22 protein-coding genes are annotated in these 26,863 nt (G+C 72.0%); 14 read left to right on the forward strand and 8 right to left on the reverse strand.

Annotation, left to right across the window (positions count from 1 at the left end; translation table 11 throughout):
• Positions 1-157: 157 nt before the first annotated feature.
• The 3 genes from AB0E91_RS05105 to AB0E91_RS05115 all read left to right on the forward strand — a co-directional run bounded on the left by AB0E91_RS05105 (position 158) and on the right by AB0E91_RS05115 (position 3,511).
• Entirely contained in the window at positions 158-577 is a 420-nt protein-coding gene (locus AB0E91_RS05105; protein ID WP_361775436.1) for an SH3 domain-containing protein, read from the forward strand.
• Positions 578-626: 49 nt separating this feature from the next.
• Positions 627-1,988, forward strand: a complete 1,362-nt coding sequence (locus tag AB0E91_RS05110) for an FtsW/RodA/SpoVE family cell cycle protein (RefSeq protein ID WP_361775439.1) — start codon at positions 627-629, stop codon at positions 1,986-1,988.
• A 65-nt stretch (positions 1,989-2,053) separates the two neighbouring features.
• Positions 2,054-3,511, forward strand: coding sequence for a penicillin-binding transpeptidase domain-containing protein (locus tag AB0E91_RS05115; protein ID WP_361777273.1), 1,458 nt, complete (start codon positions 2,054-2,056; stop codon positions 3,509-3,511).
• A 7-nt stretch (positions 3,512-3,518) separates the two neighbouring features.
• On the opposite strand, the gene AB0E91_RS05120 is transcribed toward AB0E91_RS05115, so the two are convergent.
• Positions 3,519-3,842, reverse strand: coding sequence for a hypothetical protein (locus tag AB0E91_RS05120; protein WP_361775442.1), 324 nt, complete (start codon positions 3,840-3,842; stop codon positions 3,519-3,521).
• A 238-nt stretch (positions 3,843-4,080) separates the two neighbouring features.
• Between AB0E91_RS05120 and AB0E91_RS05125 the strand changes: the two genes are divergently transcribed.
• The 5 genes from AB0E91_RS05125 (at position 4,081) to AB0E91_RS05145 (ending at position 7,787) form a co-directional block, all read left to right on the forward strand.
• A complete protein-coding gene (locus AB0E91_RS05125; RefSeq protein WP_361775445.1) occupies positions 4,081-5,019 on the forward strand; it encodes a diiron oxygenase in 939 nt (312 codons plus the stop codon).
• 89 nt (positions 5,020-5,108) lie between these two features.
• Positions 5,109-5,777 (forward strand): helix-turn-helix domain-containing protein, encoded by a 669-nt coding sequence (locus AB0E91_RS05130; RefSeq protein ID WP_361775448.1) that lies wholly within the window; start codon positions 5,109-5,111, stop codon positions 5,775-5,777.
• Positions 5,774-6,097, forward strand: a complete 324-nt coding sequence (locus AB0E91_RS05135; RefSeq protein ID WP_361775451.1) for a hypothetical protein — start codon at positions 5,774-5,776, stop codon at positions 6,095-6,097. The genes AB0E91_RS05130 and AB0E91_RS05135 overlap by 4 nt, the downstream gene beginning before the upstream one ends.
• Positions 6,098-6,208: 111 nt before the next feature.
• Complete coding sequence (locus AB0E91_RS05140) at positions 6,209-7,252, forward strand: C40 family peptidase (protein ID WP_361775454.1); 1,044 nt, start codon at positions 6,209-6,211, stop codon at positions 7,250-7,252.
• A 292-nt stretch (positions 7,253-7,544) separates the two neighbouring features.
• Positions 7,545-7,787 carry a hypothetical protein gene (locus AB0E91_RS05145; protein ID WP_361775457.1) on the forward strand — a complete coding sequence of 81 codons (243 nt, stop codon included), beginning with the start codon at positions 7,545-7,547 and terminating at the stop codon, positions 7,785-7,787.
• Between the two features lie 42 nt (positions 7,788-7,829).
• On the opposite strand, the gene AB0E91_RS05150 is transcribed toward AB0E91_RS05145, so the two are convergent.
• The 5 genes from AB0E91_RS05150 to AB0E91_RS05170 are packed head-to-tail and all read right to left on the reverse strand — an operon-like array spanning position 7,830 to position 14,576.
• A complete protein-coding gene (locus AB0E91_RS05150; protein WP_361775460.1) occupies positions 7,830-9,083 on the reverse strand; it encodes a styrene monooxygenase/indole monooxygenase family protein in 1,254 nt (417 codons plus the stop codon).
• 28 nt (positions 9,084-9,111) lie between these two features.
• Complete coding sequence (locus tag AB0E91_RS05155) at positions 9,112-9,777, reverse strand: ATP/GTP-binding protein (protein WP_361775463.1); 666 nt, start codon at positions 9,775-9,777, stop codon at positions 9,112-9,114.
• On the reverse strand, positions 9,758-10,228 hold the full coding sequence (locus AB0E91_RS05160; protein ID WP_361775466.1) for a DUF742 domain-containing protein: 471 nt from the start codon (positions 10,226-10,228) through the stop codon (positions 9,758-9,760). The genes AB0E91_RS05155 and AB0E91_RS05160 overlap by 20 nt, the downstream gene beginning before the upstream one ends.
• Positions 10,225-10,722, reverse strand: coding sequence for a roadblock/LC7 domain-containing protein (locus AB0E91_RS05165; RefSeq protein ID WP_361775469.1), 498 nt, complete (start codon positions 10,720-10,722; stop codon positions 10,225-10,227). The genes AB0E91_RS05160 and AB0E91_RS05165 overlap by 4 nt, the downstream gene beginning before the upstream one ends.
• Positions 10,719-14,576 (reverse strand): nitrate- and nitrite sensing domain-containing protein, encoded by a 3,858-nt coding sequence (locus AB0E91_RS05170; RefSeq protein ID WP_361775472.1) that lies wholly within the window; start codon positions 14,574-14,576, stop codon positions 10,719-10,721. Before AB0E91_RS05170 ends, AB0E91_RS05165 begins: the two co-directional genes overlap by 4 nt.
• Positions 14,577-14,960: 384 nt before the next feature.
• Between AB0E91_RS05170 and AB0E91_RS05175 the strand changes: the two genes are divergently transcribed.
• Positions 14,961-15,749, forward strand: a complete 789-nt coding sequence (locus AB0E91_RS05175) for a hypothetical protein (protein WP_361775475.1) — start codon at positions 14,961-14,963, stop codon at positions 15,747-15,749.
• Between the two features lie 29 nt (positions 15,750-15,778).
• Here AB0E91_RS05175 and AB0E91_RS05180 read toward each other — a convergent pair whose 3' ends face one another.
• Entirely contained in the window at positions 15,779-16,222 is a 444-nt protein-coding gene (locus AB0E91_RS05180; RefSeq protein ID WP_343245612.1) for a MarR family transcriptional regulator, read from the reverse strand.
• A gap of 284 nt (positions 16,223-16,506) precedes the next feature.
• Here AB0E91_RS05180 and AB0E91_RS05185 point away from each other — a divergent pair, with 284 nt between their 5' ends.
• Positions 16,507-17,361: a lysozyme gene (locus tag AB0E91_RS05185; protein WP_361775478.1), complete on the forward strand. Its 855-nt coding sequence runs from the start codon at positions 16,507-16,509 to the stop codon at positions 17,359-17,361.
• 125 nt (positions 17,362-17,486) lie between these two features.
• Here the strand turns inward: AB0E91_RS05185 and lon are convergent, their stop codons facing one another.
• Entirely contained in the window at positions 17,487-19,910 is a 2,424-nt protein-coding gene (gene lon, locus AB0E91_RS05190) for an endopeptidase La (RefSeq protein ID WP_361775481.1), read from the reverse strand.
• 184 nt (positions 19,911-20,094) lie between these two features.
• Here lon and AB0E91_RS05195 point away from each other — a divergent pair, with 184 nt between their 5' ends.
• From AB0E91_RS05195 to AB0E91_RS05210, 4 genes are all read left to right on the forward strand, one after another.
• Positions 20,095-20,772: a spermidine synthase gene (locus AB0E91_RS05195; protein ID WP_361775484.1), complete on the forward strand. Its 678-nt coding sequence runs from the start codon at positions 20,095-20,097 to the stop codon at positions 20,770-20,772.
• Between the two features lie 108 nt (positions 20,773-20,880).
• Positions 20,881-21,621 carry a response regulator transcription factor gene (locus AB0E91_RS05200; RefSeq protein ID WP_361775487.1) on the forward strand — a complete coding sequence of 247 codons (741 nt, stop codon included), beginning with the start codon at positions 20,881-20,883 and terminating at the stop codon, positions 21,619-21,621.
• A complete protein-coding gene (locus AB0E91_RS05205; RefSeq protein WP_361775490.1) occupies positions 21,618-22,724 on the forward strand; it encodes an ATP-binding protein in 1,107 nt (368 codons plus the stop codon). The genes AB0E91_RS05200 and AB0E91_RS05205 overlap by 4 nt, the downstream gene beginning before the upstream one ends.
• A gap of 312 nt (positions 22,725-23,036) precedes the next feature.
• Positions 23,037-26,810 (forward strand): multifunctional oxoglutarate decarboxylase/oxoglutarate dehydrogenase thiamine pyrophosphate-binding subunit/dihydrolipoyllysine-residue succinyltransferase subunit, encoded by a 3,774-nt coding sequence (locus AB0E91_RS05210; RefSeq protein ID WP_361775493.1) that lies wholly within the window; start codon positions 23,037-23,039, stop codon positions 26,808-26,810.
• Positions 26,811-26,863 lie beyond the last annotated feature (53 nt).

The following is a 26,863-nucleotide window of genomic DNA, read 5'->3' on the forward strand; positions in this document are numbered from 1 at the left end:
GCCGGGCGTGCGGGACACGTACGGCCGAGCGCTCACCCGGCATGCGCCGGGCACCCCCGAAAGGCCCCCTCCCCGATGGCCCACTGCGGCGCGCAGCCGCCGGAGGCCGCTCCTAATGTGGCGATTAGTCAGTTGCACCCGCCTCCGGAGGTGTTCCATGTCCCTGCGTTCCGCCCTCACCCGCGGCCTCGCCCTGGCGGCCGCGACGGGCACCCTGGTCGCCGGCGCCGCGGCCGTCCCGGCCGGGGCCGCCGACGGCAAGGGCAACGGCACGTCCGCGGCCGCGCCGTCGAACGGCGGACCCGACGGTCCGGGCTACGGCCGGGGCGACCGCGACCCGCGCCGCTACCAGGGCGTCGTCACGGCCAAGGACGGGCTGTGGCTGCGCGACCGGCCGGACCGGAGCACCCGTAGGGTCCGCTTCGCGGAGCACGGCGCGAAGGTCTCCATCTACTGCAAGGTGAAGGGCTCCGCGGTGGGCGGCAACCCCCTGTGGTACCTGCTCACGGACGGCACCTGGGCGTGGGGTTCCGCGCGGTACATCGCCAATGTCGGGGCCGCGCCACGCTGGTGCTGACCTCCCGACAGAGACGGCGTATTACCTCACTTATGTGTAGGTTCCGGACATGACCAAGGCCGGAATCGCGGTGTCCGCCTCACGGGCACCGGCTTCCGCCGTGCCGCTCGCCCGGCGGCGCGGCGTCGAACTCGCCCTGCTGGTGCTGGCCGTGCCGCTGTGCGTGTACGGCTACTGCGCGGTGGGCCTCGCGCGCACCGGGGCCGTACCGCCCGGCGTCCTCGGCTACGGCGCCGGGCTCGGCGGTCTCGCCCTGGCCGCCCATCTGGCGGTGCGGCTGCGCGCGCCGTACGCCGATCCGCTGCCGCTGCCCATCGCGGTGCTGCTGAACGGGCTCGGCCTGGTGCTGATCTACCGGCTGGATCTCCAGACGCCGGGCGACCACGCGGCCCCGGCCCAGCTGGTGTGGTCCACGCTCGGGGTGGCGCTGTTCATCGTGGTGGTCCTGCTGCTGCGCGACCACCGGGTGCTCCAGCGCTACTCCTATGTGTGCGTCGCCGCCGCCCTGGTGCTGCTGCTCGCGCCGATCCTGTTCCCGGCGGTCAACGGCGCCCGGATCTGGATCAGGTTCGCCGGGTTCTCCATCCAGCCGGGCGAGTTCGCGAAGGTGCTGCTCGCGGTGTTCTTCGCCGCCTATCTGGCCGCCAACCGCAACGCGCTCGCGTACACCGGGCGGCGGTTCTGGCGTGTCCAGCTGCCGACGGGGCGGGTGCTCGGGCCGATCGTGACGATCTGGCTGCTGAGCGTCGGGGTGCTGGTCCTGGAGCGGGACCTGGGCACCTCGCTGCTGTTCTTCGGCCTGTTCGTGGTGCTGCTGTACGTCGCCACCGGGCGCACCGGCTGGATCGCGGTCGGGCTGCTGCTCGCGGTGCTCGGCGCGATGGCGGTCGGCCGTCTGGAGCCGCACGTGGGCGGCCGGATCGAGGACTGGCTGCACCCCTTCGCCACCATCGAGGCCGGACAGGGCCCCAATCAGCTCGCCCAGTCGCTGTTCGCCTTCGCGGCGGGCGGGATGCTGGGCACCGGGCTCGGGCTCGGCCACTCGCCGCTGATCGGGTTCGCCACCAAGTCGGACTTCATCCTGGCGACGGCCGGGGAGGAGCTGGGCCTCGCCGGTCTGGCCGCGCTCTTCCTGCTCTACGGGCTGCTGGTGGAGCGCGGCTACCGGGCGGGCCGTGCGCTGCGCGAGCCGTTCGGGCGGCTCCTCGCGGTGGGGCTCGCCTCGATCGTGGCGCTCCAGGTGTTCGTGATCGCGGGCGGGGTGACCGGGCTGATCCCGCTGACCGGCATGGCGATGCCGTTCCTCGCCCAGGGCGGCTCCTCGGTCGTCACCAACTGGGCCATCGTGGCGCTGCTGATCCGCATCAGCGACTCCGCCCGCAGCCAGTACGACGGCAAGGAGGCGCCGTGAGGCAGGAGGGGCGGCAGGGGAGCGCCGCGGGCCAGGACGGCCGGGACTACGGCGGCGGGCTGCCGATGGCCAAGTACATCCGGCGCGCCTCGGCGCTGTGCGGCCTGCTGCTCACGGCGCTGCTGGCCAACGCGGCCCGGGTGCAGGTCGTCCAGGCCGGGTCGTACAACGACAACCCGGCGAACCGGCGCGCCTCCATCGCCCGCTACCAGCAGCCGCGCGGCGACATCCTCGTGGGCGGCGCGCCGGTGACCGGCTCGGCGGACACCGGGGAGCAGCTGCGCTACGAACGCACCTACCGGGACGGCCCGTTGTACGCGCCGGTGACCGGCTTCGCCTCGCAGCTGTACGGCAGCACGTTCCTGGAGCACTCCGAGGACGCGCTGCTCTCGGGCACCGATCCGGCGCTGTCGTCGTTCACGCTGTGGCGGGACGTGGCCCGTAAGCCCGCGCCCGGCGGCGACGTCGTGACCACGCTGGACACGAAGGCGCAGCAGGCGGCGTACCGGGGTCTCGCCGGGCGCAAGGGCGCGGTGGCCGCGATCGATCCGGCGACCGGCCGGGTGCTGGCGCTGGTGTCGACCCCGTCGTACGACCCGGCCGAGCTGTCGGGCAACGGGAAGGCGGCGTCGGCGGCCTGGGCGCGGCTGAACGGCGATCCGGACAAGCCGATGCTCAACCGGGCGGTGCGGCAGACCTATCCGCCGGGGTCGACCTTCAAGGTGGTCACGGCGGCGGCCGCGCTGGACGCGGGGGTGATCACGGACGTGGACCGGCCGACGGACTCCCCCGATCCGTACCGTCTCCCCGGCACCACGACCCGGCTGACCAACGAGATCGACGGCTGCCGGGACGCCTCGCTGCGGCAGGCGTTCGCGTGGTCCTGCAACACGGTCTTCGCCAAGCTGGGCGTGGACGTGGGGCTCAAGGACATGGCGGCGACGGCGCGGGCGTTCGGCTTCAACGACACGGAGCTGCGCGTCCCGTTCTCGGTGGCGGAGTCGACCTTCGACACGGTGGTGGACCGGGCGCAGCTCGCGCTGTCCTCGATCGGGCAGTACAACACGCGGGCGACCCCGCTCCAGATGGCGATGGTCGCGGCGGCCGTGGCGAACGGCGGGCAGACGCGGGCGCCGTATCTGGTGGAGCGCACCACGCGGCCGGGCGGTGAGACGGTCCGGGGCGCGGACACGCATCCGCTGATCCAGGTGATGCGCCCCTCCACGGCCGTCCTGCTGCGCCAGTTGATGACGGACGCGGTGGAGCGGGGCACCGGCGGCAACGGCGCGATCCCGGGCGCCACGGTCGGCGGCAAGACCGGCACCGCCCAGCACGGTGTGGACAACTCCGGTGTGCCGTACGCCTGGTTCGTCTCCTGGGCCCAGGGCGACCACGATCCGCAGCCCGAGGTCGCGGTGGCCGTGGTGGTGGAGGACGCGGCCGCCGACCGGGGCGAGGTCAGCGGGGGCGGCGACGCGGCGCCGATCGCGCGCGAGGTGATGCGGGCGGTGCTGGGGCGGTGAGGGGCGCTCAGCCCGCCGGCCGGAGCATCTCGGTGCGGATCTTCAGGGTGTCGCGGGCGGCGGCGTCGAGGTCCACGTCGGCGGGGTCCTCCGTGGTCAGGTCCGCGGCGACGACCACCGCGCCCGTGTTGCCGTCCGCCCAGGCGCAGGCGGGGTAGGCGAGTTCGACGCCGGACGCCACCATCATGCCGTCGGTCCCGTTGCCGCCCCGGTCGTACAGAGCGACGACGGCGTGGATGTCCTCGGCGTCCCAGACACTCCTGGAGCTGTCCTCGATCTTCTTGCCCTCGGTGCCGGAGAGGTCCTGGGCCAGGACGAACTCGTCGTCCATCAGCCGCTGAGGGAGCGCCAGTTCGTATTTCGCCTGCGGCAGTCCGCTATCGAGGGCGTCGCCGAGCGGGAACAGCGCGGCGCTTCACCCGGACATCCCGGCCCGCGCGGACGACATCGCCGCCCACCGACCCGACACCCCGTCAACAAGTCCCGCACGAGGGATTGACGCCCTTGCTGACACGCAGTCTCATAAGAGGCGGACGACGACGTACCCCGGGTGACGAGGTGAGTGAGCCATGACGACCCTGACCGATGCGGACGCGCTCGAAGGGCTGCGCGACGCGCTGGGCCTGCTCAAGGACCGCGAGGAGGTGGCCGAGCGGCTGCTCGCCTCCTCGGCCAGGCACTCCTTCGACCCGGACAAGGAGCTGGACTGGGAGGCGCCCTTCGAGGAGGGCAAGTGGTTCTGGCCGCCGGAGCTGGTCTCGCTCTACGGCACACCGCTGTGGGAGCGGATGAGCGAGGAGCAGCGCATCGACCTCTCCCGGCACGAGGCCGCCGCGCTCGCCTCGCTCGGCATCTGGTTCGAGCTGATCCTCATGCAGCTGCTGGTGCGGCACGTCTACGACAAGGCGGCGACGAGCGCGCACGTGCGGTACGCGCTCACCGAGATCGAGGACGAGTGCCGTCACTCGAAGATGTTCGCCCGGCTGATCTCGCGCGGGGAGACGCCCTGGTACCCCGTCAGCCGGGCCCACCAGAACCTCGGCCGGCTGTTCAAGACCATCTCCACGACCCCGGGTTCCTTCACGGCGACCCTGCTCGGCGAGGAGGTGCTGGACTGGATGCAGCGGCTGACCTTCCCGGACGAGCGGGTCCAGCCCCTGGTCCGGGGCGTCACGCGCATCCACGTCGTGGAGGAGGCCCGGCACGTGCGCTACGCCCGCGAGGAGCTGCGGCGCCAGATGGTGACCGCGCCGAAGTGGTCCCAGGAGTTCACCCGCGTCAGCTCCGGCGAGTTCGCGCGCATCTTCTCCGTCGCCTTCGTGAACCCCGAGGTGTACACCAACGTCGGCCTCGACAGGCGCGAGGCGATGGCCCAGGTGAAGGCCAGCGGCCACCGCCGCGAGGTCATGCAGACCGGCGCGAAGCGCCTGACCGACTTCCTGGACGAGATCGGCGTACTGCGCGGGGCGGGCCGGCGCCTGTGGAAGTCGTCGGGGCTGCTGGCGTAGACGGGTACGCGGGAGCGGCGGGCACCGCCGGGCACCGGAACCCCCCGGTCCGCCGAGACGCCCAGCGCGGAGCGATTACGCTGCCGGGCATGACCCCGCAGGCCCCCTCCCCCGCCTACCGGCGCCTGAGCGTGGAGCAGCGGCGCAGCCAGCTGCTCGACGCGGCGCTGTCCCTCTTCGCGCACCGGGCGCCGGAGGACGTCTCGCTGGACGACGTGGCGGAGGCGGCCGGGGTCTCGCGGCCGCTGGTGTACCGGTACTTCCCCGGCGGCAAGCAGCAGCTGTACGAGGCCGCGCTCACCTCGGCGGCGGACGCGCTGCGCCAGTGCTTCGACGAGCCGCGCGAGGGGCCGCTGGTGCCCCGGCTGTCCCGCGCGCTCGACCGGTACCTGGCCTTCGTGGACGGGCACGACACCGGGTTCAGCGCGTTGCTCCGGGGCGGCAGCGTGGTCGAGACCTCGCGGACCACGGCCATCGTGGACGGGGTGCGCCGGGCCGCCGCCGAGCACCTCTTCCGCCATCTCGGCGTGGCCGATCCCGGCCCCCGGCTGCGGATGACCGTACGGATGTGGATCGCGGCGGTCGAGGCGTCCTCGCTGATGTGGCTGGACGACGGCAAGCGGCCCCCGGCGGACGAGCTGCGCGACTGGCTGGTGGAGCAGTTCACGGCCGTCCTCGCGGTGACCGCCGCCCGCGACCCGCAGACGGCGACGCTCCTCGGCGACCTCGGCGGCGATGACCGAGACTGGGGCGCGTGAAGAGTCAGGACACCCCCTTCGAGGGCGGCCCCATGGACGGCCGGGTGCTGCCCGTGCTGCTCGGCCCCACCGGGCACCCCCCGAAGACGTACCGCATCCCCGTCCCCGACGCGGCCGGCGGCCCGCCCACGGTGCTGTACTACCGTCGCGAACCGCTCGGGCACACCAAGAGGCTGGGCCTGCAGCGCGGCTGGAAGTACGTCTACGACCCCGAGGGCGAGCGGAGCGGCGACAGGCCGCGCTGGCCGTGGTCCAAACCCCTCCCGCGCCCGACGCCGGACAACACGCCGGACGGCAAGCCGGACGACCCGACCGGGTGACAAGGTTGCGCCGGACCGCGCACGCCCGGCGCGCGCGTCCCGCGACAGGCACCCGATGCTCGCGGTACGGAGGAGGCGGGAGGTCCGCGACTCCGCACCGGAGGTGATGGCGTGTCAGGAATGCTCCTGCGTCTGGCCTGTACGGCCGTGGTGGCCGCCCAGGCCGCCCTGGCGCCCGTACCCGCGGCGGCCGAACCGGTGCCGCCGCGCTCGGCGGCCCAGCTGCTGACGGATCTTCAGCGGCTGTACCGGGAGACCGAGAAGGCCACCGAGACCTACAACGGCACCTCGGAGAAGCTGACCCGGCAGCGCGCCGAGGTGCGCCGCCTCGACGGCGAACTCGCGTACGCACGACTGGCGTTGAACGGCAGCCGGGGCGACGCCGGGCGGCTGGCGCGCGAGCAGTACCAGAACAGCTCGGCCTTCTCCCCCTACGTCCGGTTGCTCCTCGCCCGCGATCCGCAGCGGGCGCTGGACGAGGGGCACGTCATCGGCCGCCTTGCGAGCGAGCGCGCCCGGACGCTGGACCGGCTGACCGGCGCCGAGAAACAAGCGGACACGGTGGCGCGGGCCGCGCGCAGGGCGCTGGACACCCAGGAGACCCTGGCGGACCGGCAGAAGCGCGACCGGGACGGCGTGACCGCCCGGCTGCGGGACGTGGAGCGGATGCTCGCCGCCCTCACCCCGGCCCAGCTGACCGAGGTGAACCAGCTGGAGCAGGACGGTGTGACAGCGGCGCAGAATCGTCTCGCCTCCTCCGGCGCGCTGGGCCCGAACCGGCCCGCCTCCGCCGCCGGCACCCGCGCGCTCAGCTTCGCGATGGACCAGATCGGCAAGCCGTACGAGTGGGGCGCGGTGGGTCCGTCCTCCTACGACTGCTCGGGCCTGACCTCCCGCGCGTGGGCCCGCGCGGGCACCCCCATCCCCCGTACCAGCCAGGAGCAGTGGGCCACCCTGCGCCGCATCCCCCTGACCGCCCTCCGCCCCGGCGACCTGGTCATCTACTTCCCCGAGGCCACCCATGTGGCGATGTACGTCGGCGGCGGCAAGGTCGTCCAGGCCCCCCGCACCGGCGACCACGTCAAGATCTCCCCCATCGCCGCCAACCCCGTCCTGGGCGCGGTCCGCCCGGACGCGCCGCCGAGGCGCCTCTGACCACCGGAGCGAGCGCTCGCCCGGGCCGGGCCCTGCGCATCCACGTGCCACAGGGCAGGATCCGCCGAGCCAGGTAACGACACGGCCACGTCATGCTCATGATCGAACGCCGCGTTCCATGATTCTTCCCAAGTGATCAACAAGCCCTGGGGAGACCATGCACGCCCGACGAGCCGCCTGTGCGGCGCTGTTGACCCTTGCCGTCGCAACGACAGGATGCGGCGGCGGCAGCGGCAAAGCCGGCGGACCGGTGCAACCGCCCGGCTTCCCGGCCGCGACACCGAACGCGAGCATGGCGGCGGCCCGCCTGGACTGCATCGACGCCTGGGCCGACCTCCTCCTTGCCCACCCCAGGAACTGGAGTCCGAAGGAGGACCCCACCCCCGAGGAGTGCGCGGGCCAATCCGGGGACGCGGCGATTGAGCTGGAACACCAGGGCTCGATGAAGGCCGAGGAGGAGCGGGCCAGGCGGGCTGCCGCCTCGCCGATCGACGACGGCGCCTCCCTGACGGCAACCGGGACGGAGCGGCCCTGAACGCCGTGGCGCACAGGGCCGCTCCGTCCCGGGACAGGCCGATCAGGCCTCGGTGACCGACGCCAGGTACGCGCCCGTCTTCTCCGGCTCGTAGAAGAAGTTCTCGAAGTCGGCCGGGTCGTTGAAGCCGTTGGCGAAGCGGTCGGCGACCGGCTGGAGCTGGCCCGCGGCGCCGATCAGGTTGAGGATGTGCTCCGGCGGCGGGGCCAGCATCGCGTTGGTCCACTTGGTGACGTGCTGGGCGGTGTTCCAGTAGCGGTCGAAGGTGGCCCGCATCCACTCCTCGTCGAAGGGCTGCTCACCCCGCTCCAGGATGGAGTCGAGGTACGAAGCGGCGCACTTGGACGCGGAGTTGGAGCCCTGGCCGGTGATCGGGTCGTTGGCCACGACCACGTCGGCCACGCCGAGGACCAGACCGCCGCCGGGGAGGCGGCCGATGGGGTTGCGCACGGTCGGCGCGTAACGGCCCGCGAGGGTGGCGCCCGCGTCGGTCAGCTCGACCTTGGTGGCGCGCGCGTACTCCCAGGGCAGGAACTTCTCCATCAGCTCCAGCGTGAGGGAGAGGTGCTCGGCCGGGTCCTTGATGCCGTTGAAGACGTCGAGGGGGCCGCCGGGTATGCCCTCCCAGAACAGGATGTCGGCGCGGCCCGAGGTGGTCAGGGTCGGCATGACGAACAGCTCGCCGACGCCCGGCACCAGATTGCAGCGCACGGCCTCGAAGTCCGGGTGCTCGGGGCGCGGGCCGAGCCCGTGCACGTACGCCACCGCGAGCGCGCGCTGCGGCTCGGTGTACGGGGAGCGCTCCGGGTCGCGGGCGAACATCGAGACCAGCTCGCCCTTGCCCGCCGAGACCAGGACGAGGTCGTAGGTGCGGGAGAAGTAGTCCAGGTCGCCGACGGCCGCGCCGTGGATGACCAGCTGGCCGCCGCGCTGGGCGAAGGTCTCCATCCAGCCGGCCATCTTCACCCGCTGGTCGACGGACTGCGCGTACCCGTCCAGCTTGCCGACCCAGTCGATGGCCCGCTGGGAGGGGCCGGGGTCGAAGGAGCCGGGGGCCGCGACGGACACGCCCAGGCCCTCGATCTTCGGGGCCTGGGACTCCCAGAAGTTGAGCTTCAGATCCCGCTCGTGCCCCAGCGCCGTGTCGAACATGCACTGCGTCGACATGACCCGGCCGGAGCGGATCTCGTCGGCGGTCCGGTTCGACATGAGCGTGACCTCGTAGCCGTGCGACTGGAGGCCGAGGGCGAGCTGGAGGCCGGACTGACCGGCTCCGACGACGAGTATCTTGCGCATACGGGGGTGTCTCCTACGGGGGCTGGGGCTACTCGGGGGTGACGTCCAGCGCGTGGCCCACCAGGGCCAGGAGGGTCTCGACGACCGAGATCCGGCGCCGGGCGTCCATGATCATGACAGGGATGTGCGCCGGGACGGTCAGCGCCTCCCGCACGTCCTCCGGCTCGAAGATCTCCGTGCCGTCGAAGTGGTTGACCGCGACCACATAGGGCAGGCCGCAGCTCTCGAAGTAGTCCAGCGCCGGGAAGCAGTCCTTGAGCCGCCGGGTGTCGGCCAGGACCACGGCGCCTATCGCGCCGCGCGTCAGGTCGTCCCACATGAACCAGAACCGCTGCTGGCCCGGCGTGCCGAACAGGTAGAGCACCAGGTCGTCGTCGAGCGTGATGCGGCCGAAGTCCATCGCCACGGTGGTGGACGTCTTGCCCGGGGTGGCGGTGAGGTCGTCGGTGTCCTCGCTCGCCTGGGTCATCAGGGCCTCGGTCTGCAGCGGAGTGATCTCCGAGACCGCGGTGACCATGGTGGTCTTGCCCACGCCGAAGCCGCCCGCCACCACGATCTTCGTGGCGACGGGGGCGCGCGTGCGGTCCTGCTGCCAGGACTGGAGGTTCTCGTCGGGATCGGCGGTCCCGACCAGGGCGGAGACGGTGGAGACGTTCCCGACGGAGGCGGTGGCGTCAGAGACGACGGAGTCCACTCAGCACCCTTTCCAGCAGAGCGCGGTCCGGACGGCCGGTGCCGTGACCGGTTCCGGTGCCGTACACACGGATCTTTCCCTGGTCCGCGAGGTCGCTCAGAAGCACCCGGACCACGCCGAGCGGCATGCTCAGCAGCGCGGCGATCTCGGCCACCGTGCGCATACGGCGGCACAGTTCGACGATGGCCAGCATCTCGGGCATGACCCGGGCGCCGGTGGTTCCTCCCCCACTGCTCAACGCGTGGGCGGTACCCCCAGTCAGTTCCCTGCGCTCCTCGGGGGCGTCGATGGCCGCCGTGGTGGCCACGAACGTCTCCACCAGGAGGACGTGGCCGAAGCGGGTGCGCCCGCCGGTGAGCGAGTAGGGGCGTACGCGGGCGGCCTTGCGGTCGCCGCCGCGTACGGGAAGCTGCCCCTTCTTGGACTTGTTCCTCGTCCCCGTCCTGCTCATCGGCCGCTCCCCGTCGTCTCGGACTCCAGCGATTTCCGCAGCTCACTGCGGAGTTCGGGCGTGAGCACGTGTCCGGCGCGGCCGACGAACAGGGCCATGTGGTACGCCACGACGCTCATGTCGCACTCGGCGGAGCCGTGCACGCCGAGCAGCGAACCGTCGCTGATCGACATGACGAACAGGCTTCCCTCGTCCATCGCGACCATCGTGTGCTTGACCGCGCCGGAGTCCATCAGCTTGGCGGCGCCGACGGTGAGGCTGCCGATGCCGGAGACGATGGTGGCGAGGTCGGCGGCGGAACCGCGCGGCCCCTTGGCAGGGCGTGCCTGCCGGGACTCCTCCGCCCGCTCGGGGTCGGAGGACAGGAGCAGCAGGCCGTCGGAGGAGACGACCGCCACGGACTGGATGCCGGGTACTTCCTCGACCAGGTTGGTCAGCAGCCAGTGCAGGTTGCGGGCTTCACTGCTCAGTCCGTAGGTACTGGGCGTGGTCAACTGCTTGCCTCCTCGGCTGGGCCCCCCGTGGTTTCTTCGACGTGTTCGCCGATGGCGGGCCGCTCGCTCTGGCCCGTCTTCTCGGCGATCTCCTCTTCCACATCCCGGTAGCCGGCCTGGGCTCCGCGGCGGAAGCCGCCGAGCATGCGGCGCAGGGCCTCGGCATCGACGTTTCCGCCGCGCGGGCTCGGTGGCGCCTCGGGTGCGGTGATCTTGGGTGTGCGCTTCGGGAGGCCCTTGGCGGTCAGCCGGTCCTCCGTCTCCGTCTCGTCCGCCGCACGGCCGTGAACGGTCCCCTCCCCAGGGGCGTCACCGGACCTCGGGGCGGGGATACGGGCCTGCGGCACGGGCTCCTCGCGTACGTCACCGCTCCGCTCGCCCTGACCGGACCGCTCGTGCTCGGAGGCTCCGCCCGGCCAGTCATCGGCCTGGGCACGCCGGGCGGCGCGGGGGGTGGCGGGTGCGGGGGACGCGGCTGCGGCCTCGCCGGGCCAGTCGTCTACGGGGTCGGTCGCAGCGCTGGGCCAGTCGTCGACCTGGGCATCGGACGGGGTGGCGGCTTCGCCGGGCCAGTCGTCTACGGGGTCGGCCGTTCCGCCGGGCCAGTCGTCGGCCGGGGCTGCGGGCGCGGCTGCCTCGCCGGACGAGGCAGCGGCCTCGCCGGGCCAGTCGTCGGCGGACGCACGCCGGGCGGCGCGGGCGGGGGACGCGGCTACGGCGTCGGACGGCGCGGCCTCGCTGGGCCAGTCGTCGACGCGGTCGGTCGCAACGCCGGGCCAGTCGTCGGCAGGGGCGGCGGGCGCGGCTGCCTCGTCGGACGAGGCGGCGGCCTCGCTGGGCCAGTCGTCGGAGGACGCGGCGGCGTCGTCGCCAGGCCAGTCGTCGGCCTGGGCACGCCGAGCGGTGCGCGCGGCGGAGGGTGCGGCCGCGTCACCGGAGGGCGCCGGGGTCTCGCCGGGCCAATCGTCCGACGAAGCGGCGGAGGACGTGGCTGCGGTCTCGGTCTCGGACGGGGCGGCGGTCTCGCCGGGCCAGTCGTCGGCCTGGGCGCGCCGGGCGGCGCGCGCGGCGGAGGGCGCGGCTGACTCGTCGGACCGGTCGTCCGTCGCACCGGGCCAGTCGTCGGCCGGGGCGGTGGGCGCGGCTGCCGCGTCGGCCGGGACGGCGGCTTCACCAGGCCAGTCGTCGGCGTCGGCGCGCCGGGCGGCACGCGCGGCGAGGCGCTGGGCCCGGGCGATGCGCCCGTTCCCCGTGTCCGGCTGTCCGGCGTCGCCGTCGGCGGGCTTGCTCTCGCCGTCGGGACGCTCGGTCGCGCCCTCGGCGAACCAGGCACCGTCCTCGGCGCCCGCAGGCTCCTCCTCGGTGTCCGAAGCCTGGCCCTCGACGCCCGAAGCCTCGACCTCGGTGTCCGACGGCTCGTCCTCGGCGTCCGCAGCCTCGTCCTCGGCGTCCGCCTCCGGGAGCAGCAGCTCCATCGTGGTCTCGGTCACCAGCGGCGGTACGCGACCGGCGGAGTCGTCATGGAACTCGTCGTCCTGGACGTCGTCGTCCTGGGCCTTCTCGTCCTGGACGTCGTCGTCCTGGACCTTCTCGTCCCGGACGTCCTCGTCCTGACCCTCGTTGTCCAGTACCGCCTTCTCCGCGAGGGCGACCAGCGGGTCCTTGGCGCGGCCGCGCAGGACGTTGGAGTTGGCCTCCGCGTCGGCGCCGGGCAGCGAGAAGGACTGGGTGGTGTCGCGGCGGGTGGCCGGATGCGGGATCGCGGCGACCGGGGTCTCGGCGAGCAGCGCCTCGGGCAGGACGACGACCGCCGCCACTCCCCCCTGCTTCTGCTCGCGCAGCTTCACGCGGATGCCGTGCCGGTGGGCGAGCCGGGCCACCACGTACAGGCCGAGACCGAGACCCTCGGTGCCCTCCTGCTCGTACGGCGAGTCCGGATCGAACTCCGCCAGGCGGGAGTTGAGCCGGTCCATGCGTTCGGTGGTCATGCCGATGCCCTCGTCCTGCACGGAGAGCATGACCTCGCCGGACTCCAGCATCCAGCCGGAGACCTCGACGGGCAGGTCCGGAGGGGAGAACGAGCTGGCGTTCTCCATGAGTTCGGCGAGCAGATGGGAGAGGTCGTCGGCGGCGAACCCGGCCACATGGGCGTGCGGGGGCAGCGCGGCGATGCGGACGCGCTCGTAGCGCTCGATCTCGCTGACGGCCGCGCGGACCACGTCGACCAGCGGGACCGGTCCCGGGTGCGGCAGGACGTGCTCGGTGCCGGAGAGGACGAGCAGGTTCTCGCTGTGCCGGCGCATGACCGTGGCGAAGTGGTCCAGCTTGAACAGCGTGGCCAGCCGCTCCGGGTCCTGCTCGCGCTCCTCCAGGCCCTCGATGACCGAGAGCTGACGCTCGACCAGGCCGAGGGTGCGCAGCGCGAGGTTGACGAAGGTGCCGCCGATGCTGGTCCGCAGCCGCTCCAACTGGGCGGAGGACTCGGACAGTTCGGTACGCAGCTGCTCGCGCGCGTCGGCCATCTTCTGCCGCTGGCCGACCAGGTGCTTGCGGTCGGTCTCCAGGGTGGCGATCCGCTCGTGCAGCGCGACGGCGTGCGCGTGCAGGGCGTTGACGGAGCGGACGACCTGGGCGAACTCGTCGTTGCGCCCGGTGAAGGCGATCGGCTGCTCGGTCGTCGGGTCCTCGGCGCCCGCGAGCCGCGCGGAGCCGCGGCGCAGCACGGACAGCGGGCGGGTCAGCGTGCGGGCCATGCCGGTGGCGATGCCGACGGCGACCAGCATGAGCACGCCGAGCGCGGCGACGCGGATCTCCAGCGCCGTGACGTCGTCGTCCCTCAGCTGGGCGAGGTCCTTGGTGCGCCGGTCGTAGAGGGCCTGCTCGGCGCCGCGCATCAGGTCGACACGGGCGGAGAGCGCGGCGTCCAGCTTCTTGGGGCTGACGTTCAGCTCACGGTCGCCCAGGGTCGGCTGGTCGGTGAGGGCGGCGAGGTACTTGTCCGCGGAGTTGACCTCGGCACCGGTGACCGTGGAGTCGAAGGAGGTGACCGCGTCCTTGGCGCCGGTGGCGCGGAAGTTCGCGAGGGTCGCGTCGGCGCGCAGCCGGGCCTGCTGGGCGGCGGCGGTGAGCGCGTCGCGCTGCTTGCCGTCCGCCTCGGTGGTGGTGTGCGTGGTGACGGGCAGACCGGTGATCGGGCTGATCACCGTGTTCTCGACGGAGGGCACGCTGAGCGCGGCCAGCAGCAGACCGCGGGCGGCGGCGGACTGCTGGACGGCGGTGTCCAGTTCGGCGAGCGCGTAGCTGCCGGTACCGGCGCGCGGGGGCATCTTCTCGGCCAGTTCCATGGCGAGCCGGTGCAGGTCCGCGATGGTGGCGGAGTACGCCTGATGGGTCTGGAGCGCGTCCGTCTTCCCTGTCAGCGCGGTGCGCCGGACGGCCGCTATTCCGTCGAGGTCGGCCCGCAGCCGGGACGGGATGCCGGTGTCGGCGCGCAGGTCCTCGACCTGGCGGTCCACCCGGGCTCCGCGTTCCTCGGAGGGTGCCTTGGACTTGGGTCGCCCGGCCGCCACGTAGGCGGTGACCTCGTCGCGCTCGTCGGCCAGGGAGTGCGCCAGCGCGAGGGCGTCCTGGGTGCGGGCGGACAGTGTCGCCAGCTCCTGGGACTCGCTGAGATCCTGGGACGCGCCGAGCAGCGCGGGCGCGCCTGCTCCGGCGATGGCCGCGGCGACCACCGCCACGGCGACGATCAACCGGGTGCGCACATGAGTGGGGCGTCCGGCGCCCACGGGGGTCTGCTCGGCAGCCCCCTCGGGGGCCGTCTGCCTGCCTGCGCGCCGAGGCCGCTTCTTCTGCACCGGTGCTCGCAATCCTGAACTCGTCTACCGAAGGGCCCGGGTGGCGCCCCGTCGTCTCGGTGCCAAGTGGTGCGTACACCCGGTTCGTACGGTTCCCGACCCTCCCAGCGCTGGTGGGCAGTGGTCGCGCATCACCTGACCCGCCACCCGAAGGAGTGAACATCGGAGGGGAGTTGGCGGGCAAGTTCCGCCGGGCCGTCCGACACCCCTGTGCGGTGGGCCGGTTGGACGCGCGGGGCAGCCTTTGGCAGTATTCGCCGCCACGTCTTCCCGGACCATGCCAATCTCCCCCAAAGCAGGCTCCCGAACGGCACCGGCGGCTCAATTGCGCCGCCGCCGACGAGGTTTGGCGATTTCTGTAAAGGGTTCGTGCAGACTGGGCCGGTGCGCACTGAACTCGTCTCGGAACCCGGTGACCCGGACCGCCCCAACGAGGACTTCGCCGGGGTCGGACTACCCGCCTGCGGTCAGGGTGGTTGCGTGATCTTGCTCGACGGGGTGACACCGCCCCGGGAGGCGACCGGATGTGTGCACTCCGTCCCCTGGTTCACGGCACGGCTCGGCGGCGCACTGACCGAACTGACCGTTTCCGACCGACATCTGACGCTGCCGGAGATTCTCGCGCACGCGATCGACCGAACCCGTTCCGCGCACTCTCAAACCTGTGACCTTTCTCACCCGCGAACGCCCCAGGCCACGGTCGTTCTGGCCCGCTGGTCCGCCGACCTGCTGGAGTACCTGGTCCTGTCCGACTCGGCGCTGCTGCTCCGCGCCCCTGACGGGGTGGTCACCCCGGTTCTGGACGACCGGCTGGCCCGGCTCCCGCGCGCGGCGCTCTCCACCGACGCGCTGATCGACGCGAACCTGCGCAACCAGGAGGGCGGCTTCTTCACGGCCGCCGCCGATCCCTCGGTCGCCGCCCGGGCGGTCACCGGCAGCGTCCCCCGCGCCCGGGTGCGCGCCCTGGCCGCCCTGACCGACGGCGCGGCCCGCTGGACGGAGAAGTTCCACGAGGGCGACTGGACGGCCCTGTTCGACCTGATCGCCGAACAGGGCGCCGACGCGCTGGTGGCCCGGGTACGCGAACTGGAGGACAAGGACCGCGAGGAGCGGACCTTCCTGCGCCGGAGCAAGACGCACGACGACGCGTCGGTGATCCACGTCGCCTTCTGAGGCGGGGCCACTTCTCCGCCCGAGCGGGGCTACTTCTCCGCGATGCCGTTCAACTGGTGCAGCAGCCGCGCCAGTTCGGCGACCTCCCGGCGGTCCCAGTGGGCGAGCTGGCTGACGTAACGGGCGCGGCGGGCCTCGCGGACCGTGCCGACCCGGCGGCGCCCCTCCTCGGTGAGGGTGACGAGCCAGGCGCGGCCGTCGGCCGGATCGGGCTCGCGGGCGATCAGCCCCAGCTCCTCCAGGGCCCGCAGCTGGCGGGACATGGTGGCCTTGCCGACGCCGATGTACGCGGCCAGTTCGGTGGCCCGCTGACCGCCGCACTCGTCGAGCCGGATGAGCAGGCCGTACGCGGAGGACTCCAGGTCGGGGTGGACCTCGCGGGCCATCTCCCCCTGGTTGGCGCGGGCGCGCCGCAGCAGCACGGTCAGCTCGCGTTCCAGCGCCAGGAACTCCTGGTCCGCGCAGCGCGGCACCTCCTGGCCGCCGGCGCCGTGCGCGCCGCCCTTTCCGTCCTCGTGCACGTCAGCACCCCTGAATCGGTTTCGCGTCCTGAAATTTTCTGCCGAACCCCGGCATCACCGCAGCTCCGCCAGTATTTCGCAGGCGTAGACCAACGGCGGCATCGAAGCCCTCTTCCACCCGCTCATCTACGTGCGTAGCTTCAATGGACGGGCCCGACATGCCAGACAGGCCCGACAGTTCCTGTGACATGACCACGATCCCCCCACTTCTCCTCGGACCGCCCAGGAGGTACGTCATGCCCGTGCACAGACCCGGCTCCCGCCGATCGCGGTCTCCCGGTTCTCCCGGTTCCCTCGCGGGGCTCGCCCTGGCCCTGCTGACGGCACTCGCGCTCGCCGCCCTGACCGCCGTACCCGCCGCCGCCCGCACCGCCGCGGCGCCCGCGCGGGGTTCCGCCTACCTCGGTATCGGCGTCGCCGCCCACGACGGCCGCTCCGGCACTCCCCCGGCCGTCGCCGCCGCCGTCCAGACCGAGGGCGTCGACGTCTCCGGCCACCAGGGCAGCGTCGACTGGGCAACCCTCTGGAACAGCGGCGTCCGCTGGGCCTACACGAAGGCCACCGAGGGCACCTACTACACCAACCCGTCCTTCGCGCAGCAGTACAACGGCTCGTACAACGTCGGCATGATCCGCGGTGCGTACCACTTCGCCACCCCGGACACCACGACCGGCGCCGCCCAGGCCAACTACTTCGTGGACCACGGCGGCGGCTGGTCGCGCGACGGCAGGACGCTGCCCGGCGCGCTCGACATCGAGTGGAACCCGTACGGCGCCGCCTGCTACGGCAAGACCGCGGCCGGGATGGTCTCCTGGATCGCGGACTTCCTGAACACCTACAAGGCCCGCACCGGCCGGGACGCCGTGATCTACACGGCGACCAGCTGGTGGACCCAGTGCACCGGGAATTACGCCGGGTTCGCCGCGAACAACCCGCTGTGGATCGCCCGCTACGCGTCCGACCCGGGCACCCTCCCGGCGGGCTGGGGCTACCAGACGATGTGGCAGTACACCTCGTCCGGCCCGACCGTCGGCGACCACGACAAGTTCAACGGCGCCCTGGACCGGGTGGTCGCGCTGGCCAACGGCTGAGCCCCTGCCGGGCGACGGCCAGGCCCTCTTCCGTCCCCGGACAGCCCGAAGGCCCGGACTCCGCAGCGGAGTCCGGGCCTTCACACACCGGCCGGCCTTCGTACACCGGCCGGCGCCTGCCGCCGTCACGCGGCCACGGGCACCTCGGGTGCCGCGGTGTCCGCCAGGGCCAGCGCCAGCTCCAGCACCTGGCGCACGTCGGTCACGGCGTGGACGTCGAGCTTCTCCAGCACCTCGGCCGGGACGTCGTCCAGGTCGGCCTCGTTGCGCTTGGGGATGATCACGGTGGTCACCCCGGCGCGGTGGGCGGCGAGCAGCTTCTGCTTCACGCCGCCGATCGGCAGGACCCGCCCGGTCAGCGAGACCTCACCGGTCATGGCCACGTCCGTGCGGACCAGCCGGCCGGAGAGCAGGGAGGCGAGAGCGGTCGTCATGGTGATGCCCGCGCTCGGCCCGTCCTTGGGGACCGCGCCCGCCGGGAAGTGGATGTGCACGCCCCGGTCCTTCAGGTCGGCCACCGGCAGCTCCAGTTCCGCGCCGTGGCTGCGCAGGAAGCTCAGCGCGATCTGCGCCGACTCCTTCATCACGTCGCCGAGCTGACCGGTGAGGGTCAGCCCCGCCCCGCCCGTCTCGGGGTCCGCGAGGGACGCCTCGACGAACAGCACGTCGCCGCCCGCGCCGGTGACCGCGAGTCCGGTCGCCACACCGGGTACGGCCGTACGGCGCTCGGCCGGGTCCTGGGCGGACTCGGGCACGTGGTGCGGACGCCCGACCAGACCGCGCAGGTCCTCCTCGCGGACGGTGAACGGCAGCTCGCGCTCGCCCAGTTCGTGCTGGGCCGCGACCTTGCGCAGCAGCCGCGCGATGGTCCGCTCCAGGGTGCGCACGCCCGCCTCACGGGTGTACTCACCGGCGAGCCCGCGCAGCGCGCCCTCGTCGATCACGACCTCCTCGCCGGTCAGACCGGCACGCTCCAGCTGGCGCGGAAGCAGGTGGTCGCGGGCGATGACGACCTTCTCGTCCTCGGTGTAGCCGTCCAGGCGGACGATCTCCATCCGGTCGGCCAGCGCCTCCGGGATCGCCTCCAGGACGTTGGCGGTGGCGAGGAACACCACGTCGGACAGGTCGAGTTCGACCTCCAGGTAGTGGTCCCGGAAGGTGTGGTTCTGCGCCGGGTCGAGTACTTCGAGGAGGGCGGCGGCCGGGTCGCCCCGGAAGTCCGAGCCCACCTTGTCGATCTCGTCCAGGAGCACGACCGGGTTCATCGACCCGGCCTCCTTGATCGCGCGGACGACACGGCCGGGCAGCGCGCCGACGTAGGTGCGCCGGTGGCCCCGGATCTCCGCCTCGTCCCGGACACCGCCGAGCGCGACGCGGACGAACTTGCGCCCCATCGCGTGCGCGACGGACTCGCCCAGGCTGGTTTTTCCGACGCCGGGAGGCCCGACCAGCGCCAGCACGGCACCGCCGCGCCGCCCGCCGATCACACCGAGGCCGCGCTCACCGCGCCGCTTGCGCACCGCGAGGTACTCGGTGATGCGCGCCTTCACGTCGTCCAGACCGGCGTGCTCGGCGTCCAGGATCTCCTTGGCGCCCTGGATGTCGTACGCGTCCTCGGTCCGCTCGTTCCACGGCATCTCCAGGACCGTGTCCAGCCAGGTCCTGATCCAGGAGCCCTCGGGCGACTGGTCGGAGGAGCGCTCCAGCTTGTCGACCTCCTTGAGGGCGGCCTCGCGGACCTTCTCCGGCAGGTCGGCGGACTCGACACGGGCGCGGTAGTCGTCGGACTCCTCGCCGGAGTCGTCGCCGTCGCCGTTCAGCTGGCGCAGTTCCTTGCGGACCGCCTCCAGCTGGCGCCGCAGCAGGAACTCGCGCTGCTGCTTGTCGACGCCCTCCTGGACGTCCTTGGCGATGGTCTCGGCCACGTCCTGCTCGGCGAGGTGGTCGCGGAGCTGCTGCGTGGCGAGCTTCAGCCGGGCCACCGGGTCGGTGGTCTCCAGGAGCTGGATCTTCTGTTCGGCGGTGAGGAAGGGCGAGTAACCGGAGTTGTCGGCGAGCGCGGAGACGCCGTCGATGGCCTGGACCCGGTCCACGACCTGCCAGGCGCCGCGCTTCTTCAGCCAGGTGCTGGCCAGCGCCTTGTACTCCTTCACCAGCTCGGTCACCTGACCGGGCAGGGGGTCGGGCAGGATCTCCTCGACCTGCGCACCCTCGACCCACAGCGCGGCACCCGGACCGGTCGTACCGGCACCGATGCGCACGCGGTCGCGGCCCCGGATCAGCGCGCCGGGGTCGCCGTCGGCAAGGCGGCCGACCTGTTCGACGGTGCCGAGGACGCCGGTCCTGGCGTAGGTCCCGTCGATGCGCGGCACCAGCAGCACCTTGGGCTTGCCCGACTCCGAGCGGGCGGCGGCCTGCGCGGCCTCCACGGCCGCCCGCACCTCGGCGTCACTCAGGTCCAGCGGTACGACCATGCCGGGCAGCACGACTTCACCGTCGAGCGGCAGCACGGGCAGGACGAGCGTGAACGCCGTGGACTCATCAGCCATGATCTCCCCTTTGACAGTCAACTTGAGTAACACTGACTCAATGCTCGTGAGCCCTGGAATGTTCCCCACCTCCTGTTCACTCTGAGCGAACACCTGGCGACGCATGCGTTGCCGCAGTTGAGAGGGGGAGCGGTTCTCCGAAAAACGCCTGCGGCGGCCCGCGCCGGTCGAGCAGGATGCCTCCATGACCACGACGCACGACAGCCCCGTTGTCCTGGACCGGCGCGACGGGCCGTACGGCGAGGTGGTGCTGCGCCGGCACGGCGGCCTGCTCCAGATCATCGCCAACGGGTGCTTCCTGATGGACACCTCGGACGGGCGCTCGGAGCGGCTGCTGGTGGACGCCGCGCGGGCCGCGCTGGACGACCGGCCGGCGCCGGACGTGCTGATCGGCGGCCTCGGGGTCGGCTTCTCGCTCGCCCACGCGGCGGCCGATCCGCACTGGGGCCGGATCGTCGTGGTGGAGCGGGAGCCCGCCGTGGTCGGCTGGCACCGGGACGGACCGCTCGGGGAACTGTCGGCGGACGCGCTCGCGGACCCGCGCACGGCCGTCGTCGAGGACGATCTCGTCTCTTACGTCAATGAGACATCGGACACGTTCGACGCGCTGTGCCTCGACATCGACAACGGCCCCGGATGGACCGTCACCGAGGACAACGACGGGCTGTACACGAAGGCCGGACTCGCCGCCTGCGCAAGGGTGTTGAGGCCGGGCGGGGTGCTGGCGGTGTGGTCGGCCCAGCCCTCTCCGGAATTTGAAGGAACCTTGCGGAATGCCGGATTCCGGCAGGTGCGTACCGAAGAGGTGCCCGTTGCCCGTGGCGTTCCCGACGTGGTGCACCTCGCCGTCCGCCCTGGATAGCGACGGCGCGTCGTGTCCCCGTAGTGTGCTGCCCTGACGCCGATCACTGGGCGTCGAACGCAGTCATGGGATCACCCCACGGATTCCGGAAAGCAGCAGGGGCGGGCGATGGAGCAGACACAGACCTCCCAGACCGGTGCGGCGACCACGACCCAGGGCGCCCAGCGCCGGGTGCTGGTCGTCGAGGACGACCCCACGATCGTCGACGCCATCGCGGCCCGGCTGCGTGCGGAGGGCTTCCTCGTACAGACCGCCGGCGACGGTCCGGCCGCCGTCGACACCGCCGAGGCATGGCAGCCCGACCTGCTGATCCTCGACATCATGCTGCCCGGCTTCGACGGCCTGGAGGTCTGCCGCCGTGTGCAGGCCGCCCGCCCGGTGCCGGTGCTGATGCTCACCGCGCGCGACGACGAGACCGACATGCTGGTCGGCCTGGGCGTCGGCGCCGACGACTACATGACCAAGCCGTTCTCCATGCGGGAGTTGGCGGCCCGCGTGCATGTGCTGCTGCGCCGCATGGAGCGCGCCGCCATCGCGGCCACCACGCCCCGCTCGGGGATACTCCGCCTCGGCGAGCTGGAGATCGACCACGCCCAGCGCCGGGTGCGGGTGAAGGCCGAGGACGTGCATCTGACGCCCACCGAGTTCGACCTGCTGGTCTGCCTGGCCAACACCCCGCGCGCGGTGCTCTCCCGTGAGCAGCTCCTCGCCGAGGTGTGGGACTGGGCGGACGCCTCCGGCACCCGGACCGTGGACAGCCACATCAAGGCCCTGCGGCGGAAGATCGGCGCCGAACGCATCCGCACGGTGCACGGCGTCGGGTACGCGCTGGAGACGCCGACCCCGTGAGCGGGGGACGGGAAGCCGCACGGAAGGGCTCCGGGGAGGATCAACCCTGGGGCGGCGTACGCCCGTTCTCGATCAAGACCAAGCTGGGCGCCCTGGTCGTCATCTCGGTGCTGATCACCACCGGTCTGTCGATGATCGCGGTGCACACCAAGACCGAACTGCGCTTCATCACGGTCTTCTCGATGATCGCCACGCTGCTGATCACCCAGTTCGTGGCGCACTCGCTCACCGCCCCGCTCGACGAGATGAACGCGGTGGCCCGCTCCATCTCGCACGGCGACTACACCCGCCGGGTGAGCGAGGGCCGCCGCGACGAACTGGGCGACCTGGCCGTGACGATCAACGTCATGGCCGACGAGCTGGAGGCACAGGACCGCCAGCGCAAGGAGCTGGTGGCGAACGTCTCGCACGAGCTGCGCACCCCGATCGCGGGCCTGCGCGCGGTGCTGGAGAACATCGTCGACGGCGTCACCGAGGCCGACCCCGAGACCATGCGCACCGCCCTGCAGCAGACCGAACGCCTCGGCCGGCTCGTGGAGACCCTGCTCGACCTCTCCCGGCTCGACAACGGCGTCGTACCGCTGAAGCTGCGCCGCTTCGAGGTGTGGCCGTACCTGTCCGGGGTGCTGAAGGAGGCCAACATGGTCGCCTCCGCGCGCGCGGGCATCGCCTCGGGCTCGGGCACGCACACCCGCACCGACGTACATCTGCACCTGGACGTCTCCCCGCCGGAGCTGACCGCGCACGCGGACCCCGAGCGCATCCACCAGGTCGTCGCCAACCTGATCGACAACGCCGTCAAGCACAGCCCTCCCTACGGCCGGGTGACCGTGAGGGCGCGGCGCGGGGCGCAGCCGGAGTCGCTGGAGCTGGAGGTCCAGGACGAGGGTCCGGGCATCCCCAGGTCGGAGTGGCACCGGGTGTTCGAGCGGTTCAACCGGGGCGCGGTGACACGTCCGCACGGCCCGGGCAGCGACGGCGGCACGGGACTCGGTCTCGCGATCGCCCGCTGGGCGGTGGATCTGCACGGCGGCCGGATCGGCGTGGCCGAATCCGAGCGCGGATGCCGGATCATCATCACCCTTCCGGGGCTTTCCTCGTAGTCGAGTTGACGTAGAGTTCATTTCGGAAGACCAAGATCACCGTTGATCCGCGCCGTCGGACCCGTGTGATCAGGTCCGGGCCCACGCCGGTCGATGAACGACGGCGTCCAGGGGCCTGGTTCCTCGCACCCTCACCCTCGCTCTGACGTGCGGAACCACGCTTGTTTCCCGCCATTTCCGGCCCCGAAACGCGGTTCGCGGTGTGACTTACACGACGATGAACGGGCCCGACCTGACCTTCCCGCTCCGGGAGGCGTAGCCTTTATTCCCGCTGTCCATCACCTTGTGAAGCGGAAGAGGGCGGTTGCCGCCGTGTCGCCACAGTCCCCCAGTAACTCGAACCTTTCGACCGACGACCAAGCCGGGAAGAACCCCGCCGCGGCGTTCGGCCCGAACGAGTGGCTCGTCGACGAGATCTATCAGCAGTACCTCCAGGACCCGAATTCGGTTGACCGGGCCTGGTGGGACTTCTTCGCCGACTACAAGCCGGGGGCTCCTGCCGCCTCGGCTCCGGTGAGCGCCACGGCCGCGGGGGCCGCGGGGACCACCTCGGCCGCTCCGGTCCAGGCCGCGCCCGCCGCGCAGGCCCCGGCCGCCGCGAAGCCCGCCGCCGCTCCCGCCCAGGCCCCGGCCCCGGCGGCGAAGGCCGCCCCGGTCGCCGCCAAGCCCGCGCAGGCCCCGGCCGCCGCGCAGCCGAAGGCAGCCGCTCCGGCCGCCGAGGGCCCCGAGCTGATCACCCTGCGCGGCCCGGCCGCCGCCGTGGTCAAGAACATGAACGCCTCGCTGGAGCTGCCGACGGCCACCTCGGTCCGCGCGGTCCCGGTGAAGCTGCTGTTCGACAACCGCATCGTCATCAACAACCACCTGAAGCGCGCCCGGGGCGGGAAGATCTCCTTCACGCACCTGATCGGCTTCGCCATGGTGCAGGCCATCAAGGCCATGCCGTCCATGAACTGGTCGTTCGGCGAGAAGGAGGGGAAGCCCACCCTCGTCAAGCCGCCGCACGTCAACCTCGGTCTCGCCATCGACCTGGTCAAGCCCAACGGCGACCGCCAGCTGGTCGTCGCGGCGATCAAGAAGGCCGAGACGCTGAACTTCTTCGAGTTCTGGCAGGCCTACGAGGACATCGTCCGCCGCGCCCGCGAGGGCAAGCTGACCATGGACGACTTCACCGGTGTCACGGTCTCCCTGACCAACCCCGGCGGCCTCGGCACCGTCCACTCGGTCCCGCGTCTGATGCCCGGCCAGTCGGTCATCATGGGCGTCGGCTCCATGGACTACCCGGCGGAGTTCCAGGGCACCAGCCAGGACACCCTGAACAAGCTCGGCATCGCGAAGGTCATGACGCTCACGTCGACCTACGACCACCGGGTGATCCAGGGCGCCGCCTCCGGCGAGTTCCTGCGCCAGGTCTCGAACCTTCTCCTCGGCGAGAACGGCTTCTACGACGACATCTTCAAGGCGCTGCGCATCCCCTACGAGCCGGTCCGCTGGCTCAAGGACATCGACGCCAGCCACGACGACGACGTCACCAAGGCCGCCCGCGTCTTCGAGCTGATCCACTCCTACCGGGTCCGCGGCCACGTCATGGCCGACACCGACCCGCTGGAGTACCAGCAGCGCAAGCACCCCGACCTGGACATCACCGAGCACGGGCTCACCCTCTGGGACCTGGAGCGCGAGTTCGCCGTCGGCGGCTTCGCCGGCAAGTCCCTGATGAAGCTGCGCGACATCCTCGGCGTGCTGCGCGACTCGTACTGCCGCACCATCGGCATCGAGTTCATGCACATCCAGGACCCCAAGCAGCGCAAGTGGATCCAGGACCGCGTCGAGCGCCCGCACTCCAAGCCGGAGCGCGAGGAGCAGCTGCGCATCCTGCGCCGCCTGAACGCGGCCGAGGCGTTCGAGACCTTCCTGCAGACGAAGTACGTCGGCCAGAAGCGCTTCTCGCTGGAGGGCGGCGAGTCCGTCATCCCGCTGCTCGACGCGGTCATCGACTCCGCTGCCGAGTCGCGCCTGGACGAGGTCATCATCGGCATGGCCCACCGCGGCCGGCTGAACATCCTCGCCAACATCGTCGGCAAGTCGTACGCGCAGATCTTCCGCGAGTTCGAGGGCAACCTCGACCCGAAGTCGATGCACGGCTCCGGCGACGTGAAGTACCACCTGGGCGCCGAGGGCACCTTCACCGGCCTGGACGGCGAGCAGATCGCGGTCTCCCTGGTCGCGAACCCCTCGCACCTGGAGGCGGTCGACCCGGTCCTGGAGGGCGTCGCCCGCGCCAAGCAGGACATCATCAACAAGGGCGGCACGGACTTCACCGTCCTGCCGGTGGCGATCCACGGCGACGCGGCCTTCGCGGGCCAGGGCGTGGTGGCCGAGACCCTGAACATGTCGCAGCTGCGCGGCTACCGCACCGGCGGCACGGTCCACATCGTCATCAACAACCAGGTCGGCTTCACCGCCGCCCCGGAGTCCTCGCGTTCCTCCATGTACGCCACCGACGTGGCCCGCATGATCGAGGCCCCGATCTTCCACGTGAACGGCGACGACCCGGAGGCCGTGGTCCGCGTCGCGCGGCTCGCCTTCGAGTTCCGCCAGGCGTTCAACAAGGACGTGGTGATCGACCTCATCTGCTACCGCCGCCGCGGTCACAACGAGTCGGACAACCCGGCCTTCACCCAGCCGCTGATGTACGACCTGATCGACAAGAAGCGCTCGGTGCGCAAGCTCTACACCGAGTCCCTCATCGGTCGCGGCGACATCACCCTGGAAGAGGCCGAGCAGGCGCTCCAGGACTACCAGGGCCAGCTGGAGAAGGTCTTCACGGAGGTCCGCGAGGCCACCGCGCAGCCGGCCCAGGGCGAGTCCCAGGCGCCGAGCGACAACTTCCCGGTGGCGGTGCCGACCGCGATCTCCGCGGAGACCGTGAAGCGGATCGTCGAGTCCCAGATCGACATCCCCGACCACATCACCGCCCACCCGCGTCTGCTGCCGCAGCTCCAGCGCCGGGCGACCATGGTCGAGGACGGCACGATCGACTGGGGCATGGGCGAGACCCTGGCCATCGGCTCGCTGCTCCTGGAGGGCACCCCGGTCCGCCTCTCGGGCCAGGACTCCCAGCGCGGCACCTTCGGCCAGCGGCACGCGGTGCTCATCGACCGGCGGACCGGCGAGGAGTACACCCCGCTCCAGTACCTCTCCGAGGACCAGGCGCGGCTGAACGTCTACAACTCCCTGCTCTCCGAGTACGCGGCCATGGGCTTCGAGTACGGCTACTCGCTGGCCCGCCCGGACGCGCTCGTGATGTGGGAGGCCCAGTTCGGTGACTTCGTCAACGGCGCGCAGACCGTCGTGGACGAGTTCATCTCCTCGGCCGAGCAGAAGTGGAACCAGACCTCTGGCGTCACCCTGCTCCTCCCGCACGGCTACGAGGGCCAGGGCCCGGACCACTCGTCCGCCCGCCCGGAGCGCTTCCTGCAGCTGTGCGCGCAGAACAACATGACGGTCGCGATGCCCACGCTCCCGTCGAACTACTTCCACCTCCTGCGGTGGCAGGTCCACAACCCGGACCACAAGCCGCTGATCGTCTTCACCCCGAAGTCGATGCTGCGCCTGAAGGCGGCGGCCTCGAAGGCGGAGGAGTTCACCTCGGGCGAGTTCCGCCCGGTCATCGGCGACGCGTCGGTGGACCCGGCCGCCGTCAAGAAGGTCGTCTTCTGCGCGGGCAAGGTCTACTACGACCTGGAGGCCGAGCGGGTCAAGCGCGGCGACACGGAGACGGCGATCATCCGCATCGAGCGCCTGTACCCGTTGCCGGGTGCGGAGCTCCAGGCGGAGGTCAACAAGTACCCGAACGCCGAGAAGTACATCTGGGCCCAGGAGGAGCCGGCGAACCAGGGCGCGTGGCCCTTCATCGCCCTCAACCTGATCGACCACCTGGACCTGGCCGTCGGCGCCGACGTCCCGGCGGGCGAGCGCCTGCGCCGCATCTCGCGTCCGCACGGCTCCTCCCCGGCGGTCGGCTCCGCCAAGCGCCACCAGGCGGAGCAGGAGCAGCTGGTGCGCGAGGTCTTCGAGGCGTAGCCCTGCGCGGGCCGCGTTGAGCGGGGCCCGGCTTCCGGATTCGTCCGGGGGCC

This window comes from Streptomyces sp. NPDC026659 (assembly GCF_040638245.1).
Classification (GTDB): domain Bacteria; phylum Actinomycetota; class Actinomycetes; order Streptomycetales; family Streptomycetaceae; genus Streptomyces.

Coding starts and splice junctions, on each gene's coding strand:
- AB0E91_RS05115 (WP_361777273.1), top strand. CDS start 2,054: ATGGCCAAGTACATCCGGCGCGCCTCGGCGCTGTGCGGCCTGCTGCTC.
- AB0E91_RS05160 (WP_361775466.1), bottom strand. CDS start 10,228: ATGAGCAGGACGGGGACGAGGAACAAGTCCAAGAAGGGGCAGCTTCCC.
- AB0E91_RS05195 (WP_361775484.1), top strand. CDS start 20,095: ATGACCACGACGCACGACAGCCCCGTTGTCCTGGACCGGCGCGACGGG.
- AB0E91_RS05150 (WP_361775460.1), bottom strand. CDS start 9,083: ATGCGCAAGATACTCGTCGTCGGAGCCGGTCAGTCCGGCCTCCAGCTC.
- AB0E91_RS05110 (WP_361775439.1), top strand. CDS start 627: ATGACCAAGGCCGGAATCGCGGTGTCCGCCTCACGGGCACCGGCTTCC.
- AB0E91_RS05185 (WP_361775478.1), top strand. CDS start 16,507: ATGCCCGTGCACAGACCCGGCTCCCGCCGATCGCGGTCTCCCGGTTCT.
- AB0E91_RS05105 (WP_361775436.1), top strand. CDS start 158: ATGTCCCTGCGTTCCGCCCTCACCCGCGGCCTCGCCCTGGCGGCCGCG.
- AB0E91_RS05145 (WP_361775457.1), top strand. CDS start 7,545: ATGGCGGCGGCCCGCCTGGACTGCATCGACGCCTGGGCCGACCTCCTC.
- AB0E91_RS05125 (WP_361775445.1), top strand. CDS start 4,081: ATGACGACCCTGACCGATGCGGACGCGCTCGAAGGGCTGCGCGACGCG.
- AB0E91_RS05120 (WP_361775442.1), bottom strand. CDS start 3,842: ATGGACGACGAGTTCGTCCTGGCCCAGGACCTCTCCGGCACCGAGGGC.
- lon (WP_361775481.1), bottom strand. CDS start 19,910: ATGGCTGATGAGTCCACGGCGTTCACGCTCGTCCTGCCCGTGCTGCCG.
- AB0E91_RS05130 (WP_361775448.1), top strand. CDS start 5,109: ATGACCCCGCAGGCCCCCTCCCCCGCCTACCGGCGCCTGAGCGTGGAG.
- AB0E91_RS05200 (WP_361775487.1), top strand. CDS start 20,881: ATGGAGCAGACACAGACCTCCCAGACCGGTGCGGCGACCACGACCCAG.